This window comes from Priestia sp. J2, assembly GCF_020790095.1.
GTDB classification, from domain to species: Bacteria; Bacillota; Bacilli; order Bacillales; family Bacillaceae_H; genus Priestia; species Priestia zanthoxyli.
Genome location: NZ_CP086208.1, coordinates 3,279,513 through 3,301,077 on the forward strand (window position 1 = coordinate 3,279,513; position 21,565 = coordinate 3,301,077).

21 protein-coding genes and 1 other RNA gene are annotated in these 21,565 nt (G+C 39.0%); 10 read left to right on the forward strand and 12 right to left on the reverse strand.

The window, feature by feature from the left end:
- Positions 1-158 precede the first annotated feature (158 nt).
- Together LJY09_RS16860 and bglA are read left to right on the forward strand one after the other, a co-directional pair.
- Positions 159-2,042 (forward strand): beta-glucoside-specific PTS transporter subunit IIABC, encoded by a 1,884-nt coding sequence (locus LJY09_RS16860; RefSeq protein ID WP_028414577.1) that lies wholly within the window; start codon positions 159-161, stop codon positions 2,040-2,042.
- 13 nt (positions 2,043-2,055) lie between these two features.
- Positions 2,056-3,495: a 6-phospho-beta-glucosidase BglA gene (bglA, locus tag LJY09_RS16865; protein WP_228307337.1), complete on the forward strand. Its 1,440-nt coding sequence runs from the start codon at positions 2,056-2,058 to the stop codon at positions 3,493-3,495.
- 80 nt (positions 3,496-3,575) lie between these two features.
- Here the strand turns inward: bglA and LJY09_RS16870 are convergent, their stop codons facing one another.
- From LJY09_RS16870 to LJY09_RS16890, 5 genes are all read right to left on the reverse strand, one after another.
- Positions 3,576-3,725 carry a hypothetical protein gene (locus tag LJY09_RS16870; RefSeq protein ID WP_013058052.1) on the reverse strand — a complete coding sequence of 50 codons (150 nt, stop codon included), beginning with the start codon at positions 3,723-3,725 and terminating at the stop codon, positions 3,576-3,578.
- 201 nt (positions 3,726-3,926) lie between these two features.
- Positions 3,927-5,324 carry an NCS1 family transporter gene (locus LJY09_RS16875; RefSeq protein WP_228307338.1) on the reverse strand — a complete coding sequence of 466 codons (1,398 nt, stop codon included), beginning with the start codon at positions 5,322-5,324 and terminating at the stop codon, positions 3,927-3,929.
- Between the two features lie 241 nt (positions 5,325-5,565).
- Positions 5,566-5,829 (reverse strand): excalibur calcium-binding domain-containing protein, encoded by a 264-nt coding sequence (locus tag LJY09_RS16880; protein WP_028414580.1) that lies wholly within the window; start codon positions 5,827-5,829, stop codon positions 5,566-5,568.
- 98 nt (positions 5,830-5,927) lie between these two features.
- Positions 5,928-6,860: a class A beta-lactamase gene (bla, locus tag LJY09_RS16885; protein ID WP_028414581.1), complete on the reverse strand. Its 933-nt coding sequence runs from the start codon at positions 6,858-6,860 to the stop codon at positions 5,928-5,930.
- Between the two features lie 171 nt (positions 6,861-7,031).
- On the reverse strand, positions 7,032-7,577 hold the full coding sequence (locus LJY09_RS16890) for a helix-turn-helix domain-containing protein (RefSeq protein WP_028414582.1): 546 nt from the start codon (positions 7,575-7,577) through the stop codon (positions 7,032-7,034).
- Positions 7,578-7,714: 137 nt separating this feature from the next.
- Between LJY09_RS16890 and LJY09_RS16895 the strand changes: the two genes are divergently transcribed.
- A complete protein-coding gene (locus LJY09_RS16895; RefSeq protein ID WP_228307339.1) occupies positions 7,715-8,332 on the forward strand; it encodes a LysE family translocator in 618 nt (205 codons plus the stop codon).
- Between the two features lie 108 nt (positions 8,333-8,440).
- The gene (locus LJY09_RS27700) at positions 8,441-8,575 is read left to right on the forward strand and encodes a hypothetical protein (protein WP_258232123.1); all 135 of its coding nucleotides are present in this window, start codon (positions 8,441-8,443) and stop codon (positions 8,573-8,575) included.
- A 34-nt stretch (positions 8,576-8,609) separates the two neighbouring features.
- On the opposite strand, the gene LJY09_RS16900 is transcribed toward LJY09_RS27700, so the two are convergent.
- The gene (locus tag LJY09_RS16900; protein ID WP_228307340.1) at positions 8,610-8,924 is read right to left on the reverse strand and encodes an MGMT family protein; all 315 of its coding nucleotides are present in this window, start codon (positions 8,922-8,924) and stop codon (positions 8,610-8,612) included.
- 345 nt (positions 8,925-9,269) lie between these two features.
- Here LJY09_RS16900 and LJY09_RS16905 point away from each other — a divergent pair, with 345 nt between their 5' ends.
- Positions 9,270-9,821 carry a MerR family transcriptional regulator gene (locus LJY09_RS16905; protein ID WP_228307341.1) on the forward strand — a complete coding sequence of 184 codons (552 nt, stop codon included), beginning with the start codon at positions 9,270-9,272 and terminating at the stop codon, positions 9,819-9,821.
- A gap of 32 nt (positions 9,822-9,853) precedes the next feature.
- Here the strand turns inward: LJY09_RS16905 and LJY09_RS16910 are convergent, their stop codons facing one another.
- Complete coding sequence (locus LJY09_RS16910) at positions 9,854-10,738, reverse strand: LysR family transcriptional regulator (RefSeq protein WP_028414586.1); 885 nt, start codon at positions 10,736-10,738, stop codon at positions 9,854-9,856.
- 253 nt (positions 10,739-10,991) lie between these two features.
- Here LJY09_RS16910 and LJY09_RS16915 point away from each other — a divergent pair, with 253 nt between their 5' ends.
- Positions 10,992-12,209 carry an MFS transporter gene (locus tag LJY09_RS16915; protein ID WP_028414587.1) on the forward strand — a complete coding sequence of 406 codons (1,218 nt, stop codon included), beginning with the start codon at positions 10,992-10,994 and terminating at the stop codon, positions 12,207-12,209.
- 215 nt (positions 12,210-12,424) lie between these two features.
- Here the strand turns inward: LJY09_RS16915 and LJY09_RS16920 are convergent, their stop codons facing one another.
- Entirely contained in the window at positions 12,425-13,000 is a 576-nt protein-coding gene (locus LJY09_RS16920) for a LysE family transporter (RefSeq protein WP_014459139.1), read from the reverse strand.
- Positions 13,001-13,139: 139 nt separating this feature from the next.
- On the opposite strand from LJY09_RS16920, the gene LJY09_RS16925 reads away from it, so the two are divergent.
- The gene (locus LJY09_RS16925; RefSeq protein ID WP_028414589.1) at positions 13,140-14,012 is read left to right on the forward strand and encodes a LysR family transcriptional regulator; all 873 of its coding nucleotides are present in this window, start codon (positions 13,140-13,142) and stop codon (positions 14,010-14,012) included.
- A gap of 329 nt (positions 14,013-14,341) precedes the next feature.
- Here the strand turns inward: LJY09_RS16925 and LJY09_RS16930 are convergent, their stop codons facing one another.
- Both LJY09_RS16930 and rnpB read right to left on the reverse strand, forming a co-directional pair.
- A complete protein-coding gene (locus LJY09_RS16930) occupies positions 14,342-14,731 on the reverse strand; it encodes a VOC family protein (RefSeq protein WP_228307342.1) in 390 nt (129 codons plus the stop codon).
- 180 nt (positions 14,732-14,911) lie between these two features.
- Positions 14,912-15,300, reverse strand: an RNA gene (gene rnpB, locus LJY09_RS16935) — RNase P RNA component class B.
- A gap of 248 nt (positions 15,301-15,548) precedes the next feature.
- Here rnpB and LJY09_RS16940 point away from each other — a divergent pair.
- The 3 genes from LJY09_RS16940 (at position 15,549) to LJY09_RS16950 (ending at position 19,148) form a co-directional block, all read left to right on the forward strand.
- Positions 15,549-16,367, forward strand: a complete 819-nt coding sequence (locus LJY09_RS16940) for a histidinol-phosphatase (protein ID WP_028414591.1) — start codon at positions 15,549-15,551, stop codon at positions 16,365-16,367.
- A gap of 294 nt (positions 16,368-16,661) precedes the next feature.
- The gene (locus tag LJY09_RS16945) at positions 16,662-18,242 is read left to right on the forward strand and encodes a histidine kinase N-terminal 7TM domain-containing diguanylate cyclase (RefSeq protein ID WP_228307343.1); all 1,581 of its coding nucleotides are present in this window, start codon (positions 16,662-16,664) and stop codon (positions 18,240-18,242) included.
- 144 nt (positions 18,243-18,386) lie between these two features.
- Complete coding sequence (locus LJY09_RS16950; protein WP_033580257.1) at positions 18,387-19,148, forward strand: MBL fold metallo-hydrolase; 762 nt, start codon at positions 18,387-18,389, stop codon at positions 19,146-19,148.
- A gap of 137 nt (positions 19,149-19,285) precedes the next feature.
- On the opposite strand, the gene LJY09_RS16955 is transcribed toward LJY09_RS16950, so the two are convergent.
- Positions 19,286-20,275 (reverse strand): DUF4003 family protein, encoded by a 990-nt coding sequence (locus LJY09_RS16955; protein ID WP_228307344.1) that lies wholly within the window; start codon positions 20,273-20,275, stop codon positions 19,286-19,288.
- 141 nt (positions 20,276-20,416) lie between these two features.
- On the reverse strand, positions 20,417-21,202 hold the full coding sequence (gdh, locus tag LJY09_RS16960) for a glucose 1-dehydrogenase (RefSeq protein ID WP_028414595.1): 786 nt from the start codon (positions 21,200-21,202) through the stop codon (positions 20,417-20,419).
- Positions 21,203-21,565: the final 363 nt, after the last annotated feature.

Below are 21,565 nucleotides of genomic sequence, written 5' to 3' on the forward strand. Positions count from 1 at the left end.
CTTTACTGAATTTGTCTCAAGAATAACACGATTATACCATAATCTAACTCCATCCCATAAACTTAAATTATTTATTGATTATTATTTTATTTGGGTATTGATAAATTGTATCGGTACAATTATACTGAAAGCGTATACTCAACAAGGGGGTTGAACATATGGGAGGGAAAATTAGAGATTATCACAAGCTTGCAGCAGATATTTTAGATGCAGTAGGCGGCGAAGAAAATATCGTAAGCGCTACACGCTGTGCTACGAGGCTGCGAATTGTATTAAAGCGCTCGAAGCCAGAAGCCAAACGTAAGGTGTCTTCTATGGCTGGTGTCATTACGGTTGTTGAAAACAGCGGGCAGTTTCAAGTCGTTATTGGACAGCACGTAGGAGACGTTTATGAAGAGTTTGCTAGTTTAGTAAATTTGGATACAGCAGAGGAGCAAACTGAAAACAAAGGCACGATTTTAAACCGTGTGATTGCTACAATGTCCGCTGTGTTTGCACCGTTTGTATACATCTTAGCAGCGGCAGGAATTTTACAGGGCTCGTTAATCTTAATTAATTTGTTTTCGGATAGCTTTGCCAAAACGGGCACCTATCAAGTATTAAGCTTTATTTCGTGGGCACCGTTTGTTTTTTTACCTATCTTTATTGCCATCACAGCATCCAAGCATTTTAAAACCAACACCTACATCGCAGTGGCGTGCTGTGCCGCATTAGTCAGTCCAACATGGGCAGAAATGGCGGCCAAAATTGCCGACGGAAGCAGCATTTCGTTTTTAGGTCTTCCCTTATCCGAAACGATCTATACTTCTTCTGTTTTACCGCCTTTATTTTTAGTATGGATTTTGTCTTACCTTGAAAGGTTCCTAAACAAGAGCATTCATGAAGTGGTTAGACCGCTGTTTGTTCCGTTTTTATGTATGGTGATTATGGTTCCTATAACGATTTTACTCATTGGCCCCGTTACAACGATGGGAGCTAACGGAATCGCTCACGGCTATAACTTTTTAGCTGAAAACGTACCTGCCTTAGCTGGAGCAATCATTGGCGGCTTCTGGCAAATTGTTGTTATCTTTGGAGTACATTGGGGAATTACGCCGATGGTGCTTGCAAACTTTGATTTAAACGGCAGAGATTCATTTCAAGCGTATCAAACAATTGCCGTAGTAGCTCAAGTTGGAGCGGTGCTTGGGGTTATTTTAAAAGCAAAAAGCCAAGAAGCACGTAAAGTAAGCGTATCAGCCGGAATAACAGGATTATTTGGTATTACAGAGCCAGCTATCTACGGCGTAAACTTACGTTTTAAAAAGCCGTTTATCTTTGGATGCGTTTCAGGTGCTATTGGTGCCGTTGTAGCAAGTTTCTTTCACCCATATTACTTTGCTTACGCAGGATTGCCTGGACCGTTGACCATTGTAAACGGTATTAGCCAAGACTATCCGATGTCAATCTGGGGAATTTTAATTGGATGTGCTATTGCGATTATTCTTCCAGTTGTGCTTATTCAAGTATTTGGCTACGGAGAAGACGCAGCAAAAGAAGCTGCTGCTGCTCCTTTAAACGAAGTAGCTGTCAGCAACCCGAACGAAAATGAAGAAACAATCAGCGCACCGTTTAGCGGGAAAGTTATCCCTCTTTCTAGCGTACCGGACGAAGTATTCAGCTCAGGTGCGATGGGAGAAGGATTAGCGATTGATCCTTCAGATAACAAGCTTTATGCACCTTTTGACGGAACTGTAGTCATGGTAGCACCAACGAAGCATGCTATCGGCCTTCGTTCAGAATACGGCGTTGAGCTGCTTGTTCATATTGGATTAGATACCGTTACGTTAGACGGCAAGCCGTTTACCCTGCACGTAGAAGACGGTGTAAAGTTTAAAAAAGGCGATTTACTAATTGAATTTGATAAAGAATTTATTGAAACACAAGGGTTACAAACGATTACACCGGTTATTATCACAAATTCAAACGCTTACCGAGAAGTAATCGTTGAAGATGTTGAAAATAGCGGACTAAATCAAACATTATTTACCGTAGTGAAATAAGGAGGAACTAACGATGACAAAAATGCCAAAAGATTTTTTATGGGGCGGCGCATTAGCAGCTCATCAATTTGAAGGTGGATGGAACCAAGGTGGAAAAGGACCGAGCGTAGTAGACGTTATGACTGCAGGTGCGCACGGTGTAGCGCGACAAATCACTGAAACAGTAGAAGAAGATAAATTCTATCCAAATCACGAAGCAATTGATTTTTACCACCGCTACAAAGAAGATATCGCACTGTTTGCAGAAATGGGCTTAAAATGTTTACGAACGTCTATTGGCTGGAGCCGTATTTTTCCTAAGGGCGATGAAGCTGAGCCAAACGAAGAAGGACTAAAATTTTACGACAATGTATTTGATGAACTGTTAAAACACGGCATTGAGCCGGTCATTACGCTGTCTCACTTTGAAATGCCTCTGCATTTAGCTCGAGAATACGGCGGATTCAGAAGTCGAAAAACGGTAGATTGCTTTGTGAAGTTCGCTGAAGTTTGTTTCGACCGCTATAAAGACAAAGTCACGTACTGGATGACGTTTAATGAAATCAACAACAAAATGGACGTAAACAATCCCCTATTCTTATGGACGAACTCAGGCGTTTCTGTAAAGCCGGGTGAAAATGCAAAAGAAGTGATGTATCAAGCGGGACATCATGAACTTTTAGCAAGCGCTCTTGCCGTATCAAAAGGAAAAGAAATTAATCCAAATTTCCAAATCGGAGCAATGGTGTCACATGTGCCAATCTATCCGTATTCTTCAAACCCTGAAGATGTGATGTTAGCAGAAGAAACAATGAGACAGCGCTACTTCTTCCCCGACGTTCAAGTTCGCGGCTATTACCCGAGCTATGCATTAAAAGAATTTGAACGAGAAGGCTATCATATTCCGTTTGAAGAAGGCGACGAAGAAATTTTACGAAACGGAAAAGTCGATTATTTAGGCTTCAGCTATTACATGTCCACAACCGTTAAAAGCGACGTTGAAGCTGATAACACGGGCGATATCGTAAACGGCGGATTGCCAAACGGCGTAGCAAACCCTTATATCAAATCAAGCGATTGGGGCTGGTCGATCGATCCAACGGGCTTGCGCTATACGTTAAATCGCTTCTACGACCGCTATCAAATTCCGCTGTTCATCGTAGAAAACGGATTTGGCGCCATTGATACGGTTGAAGAAGACGGATCCATTCATGACGCATCGCGAATTGAATATTTAAAATCGCACATCGAAGCGTTAGAAAAAGCCGTGACGTACGATGGTGTTGATTTAATGGGCTATACGCCGTGGGGAATTATTGATATTGTTTCCTTTACAACAGGCGAAATGAAAAAACGATACGGCATGATTTATGTCGACCGTGACAACGAAGGAAACGGATCGATGAAGCGCTACAAGAAAGACTCCTTTAACTGGTATAAACATGTGATTGAAACAAACGGTGAAGAACTATAAGAAATCAGAAAAGCCGGGTTGCTGCGTGAAGACACAGGAACCCGGCTTTTTTAAAACGTGTAAAAATAAATGCAAAGACATTATCTCGGTTTATCTACTAGCTGTGTTTGCGCAATTTCTGTTTGCTTAATTCCCGCTCGTTGAATTTCATCCGCAAACGATTCATGCTTCAGCGTTTTAATTACCTTTTCGCTTCCATCTCGAAGAGTATACACTCTAAATTCATACATACTCTGCCCTCTCCTTTAAGCTATGATTGATGCGATACATTAGATGCGCTCCTGTTAAAAGCAACTCATGATAGAGATAACTTTTTCTCTTCTTTACTTTACCCACTTTTTAGGAAACTAGACAAAGAGATTTGCTCTGACGCGATAAAAGACACACAAAAAGCCTTTGCGGCAAGCAAAGGCTTTTATCTATCTCATAAGTTATTGTTCAAAGATGGTTCCTTTTTTGAACTTTGACTGTTTAAAAGCAAATTTCGTTAAAAGAATATACGCGACTCCTGCGACTACTACTCCTATAATCCAGCCTAAATCAACTTCGATAAACGCAGCACCTGCTCCGATGAGCATCGCAAGCAAAGCGCACGGATTGTAGCCGGAAAACGGCCCTTTTTCTTGATACAATTCTTCTACGTTTACTCTTTGTTTTCGTAAAATATAGTAATCGACTAGTAAAATAGAAACAATTGGACCTAAAAAAGCAGAGTAAATTAAAATGAACAAGCCAAGACCTGCGGCTGATGAATCTTGAACAAGCACCCAAGGGAACGAGCAAAAGGCAAGCAGCCCAGTAATCGTAACAGCCACTTTATAATTTGCTTTTGTCAGCAGCGTAATCACATACGTAGGTGGAATAATATTTGCCACCATGTTTACGGCAATGACCCCAATCACAATAAATGCTGATACAGCAACAGTAATATACGAATTATCGACTACAACCGCGAACGCTTTAACAGGATTGGAAATACCCGTAGCAGAAGCAAGCATAGCCCCGATTGTAAGAACAAATCCGTAGGCTACTAGAATTGGTGTAAAATATAAAAATCCGCGTTTCTTGTCGCTAATGCCCGGCTTCAGCTCTCTGGAGTAATCGGCTGCGCTTAGAAAAATCGCCGCATAATTACCCATAAACATCATGATGAAAGAAAAGAACGGAAGTCCCCACGAGCCTTTTGTTTGTACCCACTTCTCTGCTACTACCTCACTATGAGACGTTAAAAGAACACCAAATACGTAAACAAGACCAAGCAATATAATGATCGACGCAAGCATCTCTACCCATTTAACCGCGTGGAAGCTGTACAGCGAAAGAACAATTTGCAGCAGTTGAATGATAATAAAACAAAGAACAAGATTGTCAAAAGACCCTTTGCTCACAATTTTCCCGATTTCATTTAAAGCGGTACCGCCTGTCCAGCTTTGGAATCCATACCAAATGATAGCTGGAATACCTCGTAAAAGTGACGATATAACGGAGCCTTTTATACCAAAAGACATTCGAAGCTGCATCACGTAAGGTATACCCGTCCTGTAGCCAATTCGATCGTTTAACACAAAAAAAATAGAAATAATACCGATGGCAATAATGGCTGCTACAAACGTTTGAAAAAGATTTAATACCGCAGTACCTGCGATTACCAAGCTAGCACCAAGCGTCATGTTTCCTAAGTTAACGCCGTCTCCAATCCACATAAACATATAGGCCAGTGGAGTTAACTTTCGATCCGCATCCCTTTTTGGCTTCAGCGAAGGATCAAGCCCCCTATCTTGATGAGAATGCACCTCTTCTATAACGGAACTTGTTGCATTTGTAGACACTATACACTCAACTCCTTTTTATGATGTTTCCACTCTTATTTCTAACATAAGATGTAAGTTAATTTAACATGTACATAGTGTATACGAATTTTAACGCAAGTTCATTATTATTTATGTGAATTTTCTGATATTAATTTGTGCGATTTAACTAATTTTTGATCTTAGCTCGCAACATACAGGAGTTGATGACAATAAAAAATCCAAGCGCTTACAATAAGCGCTTGGATGAGTCACTCAGTATTTATTTTTCACAGGCAATGTAGTCTTTATCTCGATCTAGCTTTGTATTGGCATCATACAGTGCTTTTGATACGTACGGTTTGTACTTTGTTTTGCCGCCTTTATTCTTTACATTAGCCGCACGAGCTACGCCGCCTTTGTAGTCTTTGTTTAATTCGGTACAGTTTTTGTAAGATTTAGCTGCCGCATCTACGTTTGAAACCATGCCAAAAGATACGCTTGTTAATAAACCGAAAGATAGAACAATTGGAAAAATCTTTTTCATAAGAGATACTTCCTTCCTATATTTTGTCTCATTAATAATAGAATGTTCTATCAATCTTTTCAATCTTTTTTTACATTTAAACTACTATTATCCATTTTTTATTTATGAGTAACTTTAAGAGCCTTGACCGCTTGTTTAGCCGCTTCTGCAATCAGTTTATCATGATACTCCGCATCTTTTTCCGTACGATCGGAAAGGATCGCAAGAACAATTGGATCTCCGTTTGGCGGCCAAAGAATGGCAATATCATTTCGCGTCGCGTAGGAGCCTGCGCCTGTCTTATCGGCTACTTCCCAGCTTTTTGGCACGCCCGCTCGTATCAAGGCATCCCCTGTCGTATTTCGTTTCATCCAATCCGTTAAAAGTGCACGTTTGTCTTCAGGAAGTGCCTGTCCAAGTACATACGTTTGAAGGCTTGCAGCAAGTGCTCTTGGTGTACTTGTATCGTGGGTTTCTCCTGGATTCACTTCATTTAAATCGGGCTCAAACCGCTCAGGCAGCGTTACATCGTCTCCTATGTTTTCTAAAGCTTCTTTAAATCCGTCCGGTCCGCCCAGCTGCTGCAGAATTAAATTCCCTGCCGTATTGTCGCTGTAGCGAAGCGATGCATCCGCGAGTTCTTTAAGAGTCATGCCTGTATCCACGTGTTTTTCTGTAATAGGGTTATAGTTCACAAGGTCATCGCGCGTATAAAAGATTCGCTCGTTGAGATCTTCAATTGATTTCTGCTGTAAAAGTGCACCGACAGCAAGCGCTTTATGAGTAGACGTATAAGCAAAACGCTCGTCCGGGTGATACGTTACCGTTTTATTTGTACCGGTATCTAATGCATAAATGCCAAGATTCGCATCATATTTTTCTTCAAGCTTAGCAAACTCTCGATCACTTTTAGTTTCTTGTTTTTGACACTTCACCGTTTCAGCCTGTACTCCGCTGCTTGAAAAGCCTACAACCGCCGCGCATGATAGAGCCAGTGCAGGCATCATTTTTTTAAGCTTTGAAGTGTAAAACATCTCTTTCCATCTCTTCATTACCTTTCAACACCTTTCCAAAAAGTATTTAGTATGTAATCTCTTAGGTAGAGGTTACCAACAATTCTATTTTATCAATTGTTTACTCTCACAAACATGATAGTTTTATCACATTTATATAATAAAGTACCCGATAATGAAGAATAACTAGCATACCACCTATTAATAAATTTAAAATACCGGCGGCGTAACGGAAAATAAAATAACGGCTTTCTCATCAAACGGATTGTCCCATTTGTGCTTAAGATGCGAAGGGATTTTGACGCTATCTTCTTTTTCTAGCACGTATACTTCCTCGTCCAAATACACTTTAATTTTTCCTTCTAAAACGTATGCCACTTCCTCCCCTTTATGCGCTAAAGGAGTTTCAGATGAAGACATCATGGGAGGGACTTCCATAATCGCCGTAGCTAGATTTCCAGTAAAATCTGGTGATACTAGCGAATACGTTAACTCTTTTACCTTCATCGTTTTACGCTCGTTTGACCGTACGACTAAATGAGAGGTATTTATGTCTTCAAGCAAAAAGCTAAAAGTAGGCACGTCGAGGCATTTAGCTAAAATCTTAAGCGTTGAAATAGACGGATTAGCTAACCCTCGTTCAATTTGACTTAGCATAGACGGCGTGACATCCGCTAATTTTGCTAATTCACGACTGCTTAGTCCCTTTTCTTTTCGAAATTTCTCTACTTTTTTTCCAATATCTATGTTTTCCATGATGATTCCTCCGTAAAAGATGTTTAATTATATTTAATTTTATTAAATTAAACTTAATAAACTGAGTTAAGTGTGTTAAATTATATTTAATAAATAAAGTATATTTTAATTTTATCACAGCGAGGAGGAAGAAAAAAATGAATGACATCTTGACCTTTTTGGTTCTTACATTGTTTGTTATTATGAGCCCTGGTATCGATACCGCCCTTATCACGAAACGAACGATGGCAGACGGACAAACGGGCGGCTATAAAATGGCATTAGGCTTAGCGAGCGGCTCTTTAGTTCATACGCTCGCCGCCACGTTTGGCTTATCGGCTCTTCTCCTTCAGTCAGCTTTGGCATTTGAAATCGTAAAATACGCAGGAGCCATTTACTTAATGTACTTAGGCATCTCGGCCTTCCTTTCTAAAAAAAGCAATGCATCTTCTTCTGTAAAAGAGGAAAAGTCAAAAGAAACATCCGCTTTTCGTCAAGGCCTTGTCTCAAATGTACTTAATCCAAAAGTAGCCGTGTTTTTCTTAACTTTTTTACCTCAATTTGTTCAAAGCGATCAAAACGTAACGCTTCAATTGCTTCTTATGGGAATAACGTATACGATCCTGGCTATCACGTGGTTTTTCGCATTCGTCTTTTTTATTAACTATTTACGAAAATGGCTTACAACACCTAGCGTGCAGCGCTTTATGGATAAAGCAACGGGCGTCGTGTTAATCGGGTTTGGATTAAAGCTCGCTTTTGAAAAACATAAATAACAAAAATAAGTTAGTTGAAGAAAGTTCCGAACGAGTTTGATTTTTGATGGAGAATCAAACTCGTTCGGATTTTTTTATTAATAGGGTAAATGCAGGTGCTTCTAGCCGTTGATTGAAGGGCAAGGCGAAGACTCTTGCAGGAAAAGCGGAATAGATGAGCCCCCGCAGGAGCGCAAGCGACGAGGAGGCTCATCGGCCGCCTGCGGAAAGCGAAGTCTTGCACGGAAATCAACAGACGTGTAACAAGCAATTCATACTCAATCATTTATCTCAATTGTTATTTATGCACGTCAGGTTCATAGAGATAGACTTTAAGATCAAGTCTTCCATCCGAAGAAACGAGTATTCCTTCCGCTTCGAGTGAAAGTTTTTGGACAACATGCATTTCTTCATCTTTAAATCCAATTTCTCCTTTGGAATTGATGACTCGGTGCCAAGGAAGATTATGTTTCTTACTCATTGAGTGCAGTACTCGTACAACTTGTCTTGCACCTCGAGGGCTTCCAGCCAGGCGGGCAATTTGTCCGTATGTCATGACTTTCCCATGAGGAATTTGTTTAATAAGTGCTACTGTTCGCTCTGTAAAACTCATGCTGCCCCTCCTTTTATTCTTTAGTACAACATTACCATAATTAATAAACAGTGAAGTAATCACTCGATTTTTCTTCAGCAACATTATAAGATAATACATAAGAAGTACGCTCATCATTGTGCAACATTCTTCAGGTAAATGCTTGTATTTCCTATTCTTCAACTAGCAAATCTTTGCGCGAGTGGCAGCTTATCCCTTATTTATGACACTGTGATTATAAAAACGTTACAGAAATCAACACAGCAAAGTACGTAGAAGCGTTACGTGATAAGATAAACAGTAGATACTAGTACAATTTCAAATTGATGCTGACGAATAAGTAATCATTTAAAAAGTGGTGAGAAAATGACAAAATGGCTTAGTGTAAAAGAATTATCTGAAGAAACGAGTATTCCTACTTCAACTATCAGAAGATACATAGATAAATTCGAAGATTTCTTTATACAAAAAGAAGATCATCGACCAAAACAATATGAAGCTGCAGCTGCGACCGTTTTACTGAAAATTAAGCAGCTTTATGATGAAGGCTGTCAAGCAGAAGAAATCAATGAAGCGCTGCAAAAAGAATTCTCTTTGACTACAAGCGAGGATCAAGCTGCCGTGTCTCTAGACGAAGACAAAGAGGACACAGAGAACACAGCAGAAGCAGCTGACCAGCCCGAAGCCGATGACCAGCAGCCGACACCTCCCGAACAGCCGGTACAGCCTTCACCCCAACAAGAGCCTGATACAAAACAAATTCTTCAGGAAAAAGATAAGCAGCTTATTCAATCTTTGCGTAAAAGTCTGCGTGAACAGCAGGCCATTTCAGAATTAGTAGAAGCTTCAAAAGAAAGCAGCGTAGTAGGTAAAAAGAGATCGATTTTAAAACGGTTATTCAAACGAAAAAAGGACTAAGCTTGTATACGAGCCTAGGTTAAAAAACACCTTTATTTCTGGTCATGGAATTTATGTAAAACAAAGTTTCTAAACTGTTTAACAGCCGGCGATAGATATCTTCCTTCAATCCATGCTAGTCCAATTACTCGGTGGCAGTTGGCTTTAGCTAATGGGATTTTCACTATTTTGCTTTGATCTATTCCGTGTAAATCTGGAAGGATAGAAATTCCTAAGCCGGCTCCTACTAGTCCTGCTACGGTATCAGCTTCCTCTCCTTCAAACATGATGTGAGGCATTCTTCCTGACTCTTCAAATAACTGCTCAAACGTAAGACGAAGAGAAAAGCCTTCTTTTAAGTGAATAAATGATTCCTCAGCAATTTCTTCTAGTGCAATACATTCACGATCAGCATACCGGTGATTTTTCGGTACGATTACAAACAGCTCTTCACTCCAAAGATGCTGCCATTTAATGAACGATTTCTCTTCCATCGGCGCAATCAAACAAAGATCCAGTTCGCCGAGCTCCAGCTGTTCAAGGAGCACGTGCGAAGGACTTTGCCTCAGTTGAAAATTCACCTTAGGATATAAACTGCGAAACGAAGCGATTAAATCTGGAATCAAATCCGTGCTGAGCGTATGTAAAAATCCAAGTGACACCTGCCCTTTTTCAGGATCTAGCAGCGCTTGAATTTCCTCTTGTCCTTTATCAAATTCTTTCATTATGTTATCTACACGCTTTAAAAAAACTTTACCATATTGATTTAATATAATGGAACGTCCTTGCCGGTCAAATAGCGGTGCTCCTACTTCCTCTTCAAAACGAGCGATTGAACGACTGAGCGCAGGCTGCGTAATTAACAGCTCTTCTGCTGCGCGCGTCATATGCTGCGTACGTGCTAGCGTTTGAAAATATTTAAACTGCTGCCATTCCACTTTGTACCATCTCCTTATCAAGCGGCTCTACTCATTACATAGATGTATGAAAAATATGATTATAATGAATTATACATTATAAATAGCAGGTGTTACGATAAAAAATGGAAACATACTCGAGGATGTTTTTAGTTTCTTTTAACGACTGCTGTATACAGCTCCTACAAAATTTTATAATCATCATTTTCTAGCAGAAAGAAGGATTTGTTATGAAACGTATCGTACATCTGAGAAAGCGTAAGCTGGTTGCTCTATGAGTTACATAAAAAAAGGAACGCCCGTTTTTCGCAAAACGAGCTTTGCATTTTTTGCAGCCGGGTTCAATACATTTGCAATTTTATACTGCGCACAGCCTTTAATGCTGGCGTTCACAAAAGAATTTCATATTTCTCCAACAACTTCTAGCCTATCACTTTCCGTTACAACCATAGCTTTGGCTATTAGTATGCTTATTTTCGGTTCGTTATCGGAAGTTTGGGGAAGAAAGCCTGTCATGGTCTATTCCATGCTTGCCGCTTCTTTATTATGCCTGTTGACTGCATGGAGCCCTACTTTTCATATTCTGCTATTTTTCCGAATAATGGTAGGGATTACACTAGCCGGTCTACCTTCAGTGGCAATGGCTTATTTAGGGGAAGAAATCGAAGCTAAAAGCCTTGGTTCAGCAATGGGCCTCTATATAAGCGGCAATGCAATTGGCGCCGTTGGCGGAAGAGTGATTTCCGGAACGCTTAGTGAGTATTTCGGCTGGCACGGTGCAATAGCAGGAATTGGTATTATAAGTATAGCAGCGACCGTTATCTTTTGGATTAGCCTCCCTCCTTCACAGCACTTTCAATCTCGTAAATTAGAAGTTGGAAAGTTAGGGAAATCGTTACTTGATCATCTTAAAGATCCGAGGTTAGTTTGTTTATATGGCTTAGGATTTTTGTTGTTAGGCAGCAACGTCGCCTTATTTAACTATATTGGGTATGTACTAACGGCTCCACCTTATTCCTTAAGCCAAACGATTGTCAGCTGGGTCTTTTTAATTCTTATTATCGGAATGTTTAGTTCGGTGTGGACCGGCAGACTGGTAGACCGCTACGGAAAACAAAAAATACTTATGATCAACCTTTCGATTACGCTAGCTGGTGTGATTTTAACGTTAGATCCTGCTTTACTTGCTAAAGTAGCTGGCTTGGGCTTGTTTACGTTTGGGTTTTTCGGCAGCCATTCGATTGCCAGCAGCTGGGTAGGTCAGCGCGCTTTAACAAATAAAGCTCAGGCTTCTTCACTTTATTTGTTTCTATATTACACGGGGTCAAGCGTAGGCGGAACGCTCGGAGGAGTCTTTTGGTCAATGTTTGGCTGGAAAGGCCTTATTTGTATGATTATTGTTTTTTTATTGATTGCTTTTCTCCTTTCCGGTTTTCTTTTAAAAAGCTCAGTAAAGGCAAGACGCGTTACAAATGTTAAGGAAAGTTATTAAATGAAGGAAAACTAATTGGGATATCCTATTATCTAGATCAAGAAGTAGAAAAATACACATCAAAAAAGACCCCCTAAAAAAGGTCTTTTTTGATGCAGTCATTATGTAACTATTTATATTACTTATTTATCCTAAATCCTACTTACCTCTTGCAGTTGATTCTTTTGCGCACATTTCACCATTTAATACAAGATGAATTTATAAACAAGCAAGTTTTAGAAAATGACAATTGCCGAATAAATAAGCAACACGCACATTATTACATTTATTTTTTTATCATATTTTGCAAATAGTTTTTTAAATACAGAACCAAATGCAGTCCACAGTAGCAATGCGGTGCACCCTATAAATATCGTTAGACACACCAAAAAGAGTACAGCTGGTTTTGAATTAGTATAAGGGAGCACAAAAGTTGTCATGGCCGTTAAAAAATACAAAATACTTTTTACATTGAGAATTTGAAAAAACAGCCCCGAAAAAAAAGAAGAATGTGTACAGGAATCATCCTCTTTTTTCTTCTTAGAAAAAGCCATTTGCCATGCTAGGTAAACTAAATAGGCCGCACCAACGATCTTAAAGTAAGGTTCTACCATTGGTATCCACTGATACAGACTTGTTGCTAATAATGCGGTTACTACACCTAGAATAATAAACCCCAACATAATTCCACCGCTGAAGCGTAGGGATCTTCTGAATCCAAACCTTCTCCCTTCGTTCATTACCAAGATATTACTTGGACCTGGAGTAAAAGATGTAATAATTAAATAGGAAAGGAATGCTGTAAAATTCATATAGTTAATTTCTCCTCTTACTAAAAAATTGTTGAATGAGTTACGTGCTTCATTGTAATATAAGCCTATCTATCGGTAAAATTGAAATAACAAATAACTACTATCGTTTTTTTAAATAGATAAGAGGAGTTTATGACCAATGGAGATACGACAATTTACTACGTTTCGAACGATTATCGATGTGGGGAGTTATACAAATGCGGCTCTAAAATTAGGCTATACTCAGTCAACTATCACTTCTCATATTAAAGCATTAGAACGCGAAGTTGGCGGAGAGTTATTCACTTATACTAAACGAGAGTTAAAATTGACTGCTCTAGGAAAAGAATTAATACCTTTAACCGACGAACTGTTATATACGTATAAACGTATATCCCATCTAAAAACTCATAATAAGGTCAGCGGCGAGCTGAAAATTGCTGCACCTGAGTCCCTAACTATTTCAAGATTAGGACCTATTCTAAAAAAATATTCAACTAAGTATCCCGATGTTAAGGTTATATTAAGCAATGGAACTTGCGGGCAAAATCAAACAGATCTTATGAGCGGAGATGTTGATGTTGCGTTTATGGTTTGGCCAAAATTAGAAGCAGATAATTTCATTCATCATGAGTTGCATAAAGAAGAAATTGTTTTAATTACAAGCCCGGATAAAAATCAGCACTTTGATGATTATAAAACCGATGGAACTACTGACTTCTTTATAACAAACGAAGAGGGATGCAGTTATCGTTCGATGTTTGAAAAGTATCTGGCTGCTCATAAACTGCCTAAATTTCAAACAATGGAGCTATGGAGTTTAGAAGCAATCAAACAGTCGGTAATGAGCGGATTAGGGTTTTCTGTACTTCCTTATATCACCGTAAAAAATGAGGTTGAAAAAGGATTATTAAACATTCTTGAACACAATGAACAATTTGTGCCCTTTTACTCGCATCTACTCGTCAAGTCAAAAAAGTGGCAATCTCCTGCTGTTGAAAAATTTATTGAGTTAACTCTAGAATCCGTATAAACACGGCCTCGATAAAAATTAATAAACTTTTTTGCATACAAAACTGCCCCTCCAGTTGTCAGTCATTCTAATTAGAGGGGGCAGTTTTTTTATCACAGCACATACTCGAAACCAAGTTAAAAGTGGTAAATTTCTAGATGAATACAAGCCGTTTTTATATAATGATACGTGGAACGAACTGATGCCAATCTATGACCTAAGTTTACTGTCTACTTGCTATCAATAGCGTTCGTGTTAGCTATAGGTGTATTTTGGCAAGGCTATTTTTATTAAAAACCTGACTGCAAAACACATTCTTTATTGTATGTACCCCTTTAAAGTAACCTTTTTTAGAGTTTAACTCTTTCTACTAACTGCAGCAATTCTTCATTTGGTCCGTGAAATAAAATCATACGTCCGCCTTCAAGCGTTGGCTGAGGCTCAGATGATAAAAATTCAATTCCTTTGCTCTTATAATGTTGAATCGCCTTATTTATATCCTCTACCGTAAAGGCAAGATGGTTAACAATCCCGCTTTTGTTATACTCGCCAATCGGATCAATATCTCGAATGAGCTCAATTTCAATACCCGGCTGTTCTTCAAGATACAAAAAAGCCATCTCTCTTTTTTCGGTAGAGCCTTGAAGGCGAACTTTAAAGCCAAACATATCCCCGTAGTAGTGAATCGTTTCATCCATATTTCCAACAATAATTGCTGTATGTTCCATTTTCTTAATCATCGATATTCTCCCTTTCCCCATATTTAGTAGGTACAAGTAAACTATACAGCAATTTAGGCAATATGTATTTCCATATACCTTGAGTCCTCATACTATGGTTGAAAAATAACAAACAAAAAAACAAACCTCATTGGTTTGTTTTGGTTACGTATTTTATAGTCAGTCTCTGTTTCAACAACGTTCGATAAGCCATGTTTTGTACCTTTGTACTGCAAACGATTTTAATCTCGTACTCAGGCGGTAATCATCTATCTACGATTACGCATGTAACCGTCCGTCTCTCCGTTAAATTCCTTCAAGACAGTTCCCCTACCATTGTTTGGGTTTCTCGCTCGTGGGGTTTACCGCGTTCCACCTTTGCTGTTTCCAGCAAAGCTTCGTCACTGTGGCACTTTCAGGGATACTCGACCATATCCGAGGACTTAGGTGGTTTTTCCCGCCGTCAGCTAAGCTATAAGCCAAGCTGCCCTAGCTTATTTTTTCACTAGGCACGAACACTACGGGCATCTCAGCACCGTGCGAGCATGGACTTTCCTCTACATCAAATGATGCAGCAATTACCTGAACGTTATTTCAGATCGTGTATGAGTAGTATATGCGTTTTAGCTTGCCGAATCAAATGTAACTTTTGGTATGGATTCCAATTCAATTTTTACAGCAAATTAAATAAAATAACTTGTTTCTGTACACTCTTTTTAGTAGGTGAATTACAAGCAAATTCAAGAAATGTTCTCTTCATCCATTTCTACGGGGGATACTTTGTTTCTTTGTAGAATATTCTATAAACCACATAAAAAGATGACAGAGGTGATGAAACATGAACGCTGAGTTAAAATTTGATTTTCATACCCATCACGACCGATGCGGACATGCTCGCGGAACAATTCGAGATTATATAGAGGCATCTATTGATAAAGGCCTTGATATCATTGGGATTTCGGATCATTCTCCTTATTTTGCGAGCGAAGAAGACCAGCCGTTTCCTCACATTGCGATGGGAAAAAGCGCATTCTCCGGATATGTAGCTGAGATTTTGAAACTAAAAGAAGAATATAAACAGAAAATTGAAGTGCTGTTAGGCGTGGAGTCTGATTTCTTTCCCGAGCATGCGGAAATATATCAGAGCTACTATAAAAAATATCCGTTTGACTACATAATCGGCTCTGTTCATCAAGTTGATGAAATCAGTATCTTTCATAAAACGCGTTGGGAAGGGCTTTCTCAAAAAGAAAAGCAGCGCACGAAAGAAACGTATTATCAATTAATTGAAGAATCCGCCCGGAGCAGAATGTTTCAAATCCTTGGCCATATTGATGCCATGAAAGGATTCTATCCCTCTTTTTCTTCTATCGAGACAGCTGTCATTGATCAGACGCTAAAAGTGATTTCGGCACATAACATTGCTATAGAAGTGAATACATCAGGCAAAACCAAAGACTGCGGAGGCTGGTATCCTGCAGACGATATTTTAGAAAGAGCCCTGCACTACGGGGTACACATTACATTTGGTTCTGATGCTCATGACCTAGAGCGTATTGGCGACGACTTTGAACTAGTAAAAAAGCGTCTTAAAGAAATCGGCTTTACGGATTGGGTCTTTTTTAGACAGAAAAAAATGCAGATGACACCTTTATAAAACTTAAATAGACTCACAATAAAAATATGCCTGAAGACACGCAGATGAAGGAACATCTCGTGTTTTCAGGCATGTGTTTTTTACTGAGAAACTTTGACTTTTGTAGATGAAGATAAATCTTCTCTGTTCGTTTCAATTACTTGTTGTTTAGGCGTCATTTTTTCATCGTCCTGACCTATCCTTATAGTTCCTCTACTATCTCCAACACTACTAAATTCCTACATAAAATATCCACATTTCATTTCAACTGTGCTACATTTAACTAAAAATGCTTTCTTAATGAGGGATACAATTGTGAATTTAGATTTAACAGCTTATATAACGCTTATCTGCACGTCTGGTGTTCTTAATCTATACTTATGTTTTTACGTATTTATTAAGCGTCACCACTACGCTAACATTGCGCATTTATTTATTCTTCATACAGGTTTCACCACTATTTATTGTATAGGTGCGGCGTTTAGCTTACTATCCGTTAACCTCGGAGAAATGAAATTTTGGACCGCTATTCAATACGTGGGCATGCCTTTTTCGCCTCCTGCGGGACTGCTGTTTGTTATGCAGTATGTCGGCATAAAAGTAAGGAAAAAACATATTTTCACCCTTTTTATCATTCCTTTTATTAGTTTGATTATGGTCGCAACAAATGACTGGCATCACCTTCATTACCGCGTGTTTGAAATTGATCCCGTTCTAGGTGCTCCTTACGTTCATCAAGAAATTGGACCATGGTACACAATTCACGGCATGTTCATCTTTTCGTCTATGTTCGTTGCTTTTTTGCTCGCCGTTTACCGCTGGAAAGAAACAGCCAAAGCTTATCGCCTGCAGTTAATTTCATTAATGGTCGGTCAATTAGTCCCTATCGTCACAGCCTTTATCTATTTAATGGGCTTTACGCCGCAGGGAATTGATCCAGTTCCGATGGTTTTATGGGTTTCTTCATTTTTATATTTATGGTCCATTAACTCATCGCGTATGTTTACAGTCATGCCCGTTGCGAAAGACGCGATATTTAACAGCATCAATGACGGTGTTATCGTGCTTGATGAATCCTACAGACTAATTGAATTTAATCTAGCGTCTAAAAACATGTTTCCGCAGCTAAAAAAGTCGATGCTTGGAAAACATTTTGCTGATATTTGGGGGACGCTATCGGGCAGTTCATTTCCTTTTGCATTCGAAAATAAAAACAGCAGTCAAGAGCTGCAGCTTTTTTCTGAGGATCAATCTCCGTATACGTATCGAGTTCGCACTTCTCCTTTGCAGTATGCTAACAACAGTCACGGCTTGCTGCTTATTTTTACGGATATCACGGAGCTAAAAAGACTTCAGCTAAAGCTTGAAAATCAAGCTTATTACGATGAGCTGACGCAAATTTATAATCGCAGGGCATTTTTTCAGCACAGCAAGCAAGCGTTCGATGAAGTAAAAAAGTCCGCATCTTCTTTTACACTTTTTTTACTTGATATTGATTATTTTAAAAAAGTGAACGATACGTATGGCCATTATACCGGCGATCAAGTGCTTGTACATGTCGTAAAAGCCTGCCAGTCCGTATTATCACAAGGAGCCCTTTTTGCTCGGTACGGCGGTGAAGAATTTGTACTCGCGCTAAAGGGCTATACTTTATCTCAAGGTGAAACGCTTGCTGAGCAAATTCGCCGTCACGTCGAGACTCACCCCTTACTGATTAATGAAGAAACCATTTCTGTTACGCTAAGTCTTGGAGTAGCACAAGCGGAAAAACAAGAAAATGAAACGTTAGATGAGCTGTTGAATAAAGCAGATATCGCCCTGTACGCTGCCAAACAAAACGGCCGCAACCAAGTACGTGTGTATGAAGAGAAAAAAGAAATACTAAAAAGAACCTGAACAGCACTGTTTCGGTTCTTTTTGCTTTTGACTAATATTCTTTCATTTATCAAGTAAAATTGCTAAAAGACTTGATTTTGTTTATGTATTTGAAAACAGCTCATCCTATAAACTATATGTAGATCAAAAAAAGGAGAGATAGAGATGAAGATTACACATATTCGAAATGCCACTTTACTTGTTGAATACGGGGGAAAAACGTTTTTAATTGATCCCATGTTAGCGAAGAAAGGAACGTACCCTCCTTTCCCAAATTCGATCAGACAAGATCAAAACAATCCTTTAGTAAGCTTACCGTTATCCGTTGAAGAGATTATTGAGGGTATTGATGCCGTAATTCTCACTCACCTTCATTTGGACCATTTTGACGATGCCGCTAAACAGGCGTTGCCAAACGATATCAAAATGTTCGTTCAAAATGAAGAAGATGCCGCAGTAGTAAGAGCTGATGGTTTTAAAAATGTAGAAGTACTAACAAAGAACACGGTCTTTGAAGGCATCCAATTATCCAAAACAAAAGGTGAACACGGAAGAGGAGAAATTTTAAAGCGTACTGGTTTAGTATGCGGCGTTGTTTTTAAACACAAGAGCGAAAAAACGCTTTATGTAGCTGGAGATACGGTATGGTATTCCGCTGTTGAAGAAGAAATCAACACCCATCAACCGGATGTCATTGTCGTAAACGGCGGCGATAATCAGTTTTTAGAAGGCGGTTCTCTTGTGATGGGGAAAGAAGATATTTACGAAGTACACAAAGTGGCCCCTCATGCTACGATTCTTTCTGTTCATATGGAAGCTGTAAATCACTGGGCGCTATCAAGAGAAGAGTTAAAAAGCTTTATCAACGAAAAAGATATGGCGTCCCGCGTCTTTGTTCCAGATGATGGCGAGGTTTATACTTTTTAAGAGAGAAGATGAGACAAAAGTATTTAAGTTGAGGAAAGGTCCGAACGAGTTTGATTCTTGGGTGAGAATTAAACTCGTTCGGATTTTTTCATTGATGTAGTTATGTCTCCCTCTCTCTTTTATAGCTCTTTAATTTATCAAGTAGTAGTCGTAGTAGCAACTGCTGAAGTGCTCGCAATAACCGCTAGCATAGCTGCTTGCTGAGCTTGAATAATGGTTTCAATCGTTGTATAGATGCCCGTTTCGACCACTCTAGAATCCTTCAGTTTTTCACTGATAACCAAATTAACCCCCAGCATAACATTGATGTCTTTCTGCCATTTAAAAAGCTTGTCTGCGTTTAGCTGTTTCACTACTTCATGGATAAGTTCAATTTCAGTTTCTGGTTTTTCAAACAGTGCTAATAAGCCAATGACCGGGTAGTGCATCGCTTTTACTTTCATACCTGCCGATTCACAGGCTTCTTTTACTGATACGCATCTTTCAATAAGTGTATCTGCATCTAAATTTTTATTGATTGAGAGAATATGACTTAAAAATTGAAGGTCATTTCCTTTTTTAAATCCATGCTGCGCCAATGTTGTATAGAAGTGTTCAATTTCATGCATGAGATCATCAGTAGACTCGCTCGTTTCAGCTAATAGAACGGCAAGAGGTACATCGCCGCTTGAAGTAAGGAAAAGATGCTTCTTTTTCATGCCTTGATAAATTTCTACCGATCTTCGGACCATTTCTTTATGACTTCGGCTTGACTCATTCGACAGCATAGCCGAAGCCGCAATGTACGTAAACGCGCCTCTCGTAAATCCGCCTTGTATCAATTGATCATATACGTCAAGAAACTCATGAAACGTTTCTTTTGGATTCTCATAGCGAGTATCAAGCATGGCTGCGATCGTAAATCGCTGTGATGATTTTAACGTAGAAAACATCCCTACTTGATTTTTGATATAGTCGCTTAACTCGAGGTAATCCTGAAGCTTGAGCGGTTTACCTTTCACTGCATACATAGAAGCGATAGCCATAAACTGCTTGTGATCTCCTACTTTCCATTTCAGTTCATTTTTTAAGCTGATATAAAAATCTCTATACTGATTTACTTTTTGTTGAATATTCTCTGGCACCATCTCAACACGTCCTTTATTAGGTGTTAGCTTATATACGTAACACTTCAACAAAAGTTTCAATATTTGGTAAATGTTCTGCGCATTTATTGCAAAAAAAAGACCTCGGAATATTCCGAGGTCTTTTTTTTTCAGTTCTATTTATTAACCTCTTCCCGCTTGGAAAGAAGGATATTTTGTCATACCGCCATCCGCAAATAATGTAATACCTGTTACATAGCTTGCTTGTGATGATGCTAAGAATGCTGCAACTGACGCGATTTCTTCCGGGTTACCGATGTAGCCCATTGGAATCATACTTTCTACGTCTGCACGCTGTTCTGGATCAGCGAATTTTTCAGCGTTAATTGGTGTATCAATTGCCCCAGGTCCAATGTTATTCACGCGGATTCCTTTTGGTGCATATTCAAGAGCCAATGTTTCTGTCATTAGCTTCATGCCGCCTTTACTTGCTGCATAGTGAACAAATAATGGCCAAGGAATCATTTCGTGAACGCTAGACATGTTAATAACGTTTCCTTTGATATCATTTTCCACAAAATATTTAATCGCTTCGCGGCTGCCTAAAAACGCGCCCGTTAAGTTTGTGTCGATTACTTGATTCCAGTTTTCTAATGATAATTCATGAGAAGGAACCGGGTTTTCAACACCAGCATTATTAATCATAACGTCTAATGTGCCAAATTCTTTAACAGCTGTCTCTACAAGGTTCACAACGTCTTCTTCTTTTGTTACGTCGCCTCGAACAATAATTGCTTGACCGCCAGCTTGTTCAATTTCTTTTTTCACTTCTAGCGCTTCGTCTTCATTGCTGCGGTAGTTTACAACTACTTTTGACTGCTCTTGACCAAAACGAACGGCCATTGCGCGACCCAATCCTTTTGATCCACCTGTTACAACTACTACTTTACCTTTTAAATCTGTATACATCTTGAAGTCCTCCTACTTTTCCTGCGTGATATGTCTTGTTATACTGTATTAATTATAGATACAGTTTAAGTTTTAAAAAGAGAATAAACATTTTTCTATCTCTTCTTTCTCAAACTGTCATTCATTTAAAAAGTAACAAATTCACTTTTGTTTCTTTTCGTTACTTATCGTAACCAAGAGAAATAAAGTAGTCAAACTTTTTGTTTGATCATTTTTATCATTTCTTTTTTCCTTACTCTCTTTATAGTTGTTTGTTCACTGGAGAATGATTCTTCACACTTCCAATTCACACCACTTCAAAAGTTTAAACTTTTTCCCTTGCAATTCTTAAATCAATGTATTATATTGTTGATGTATCAATTA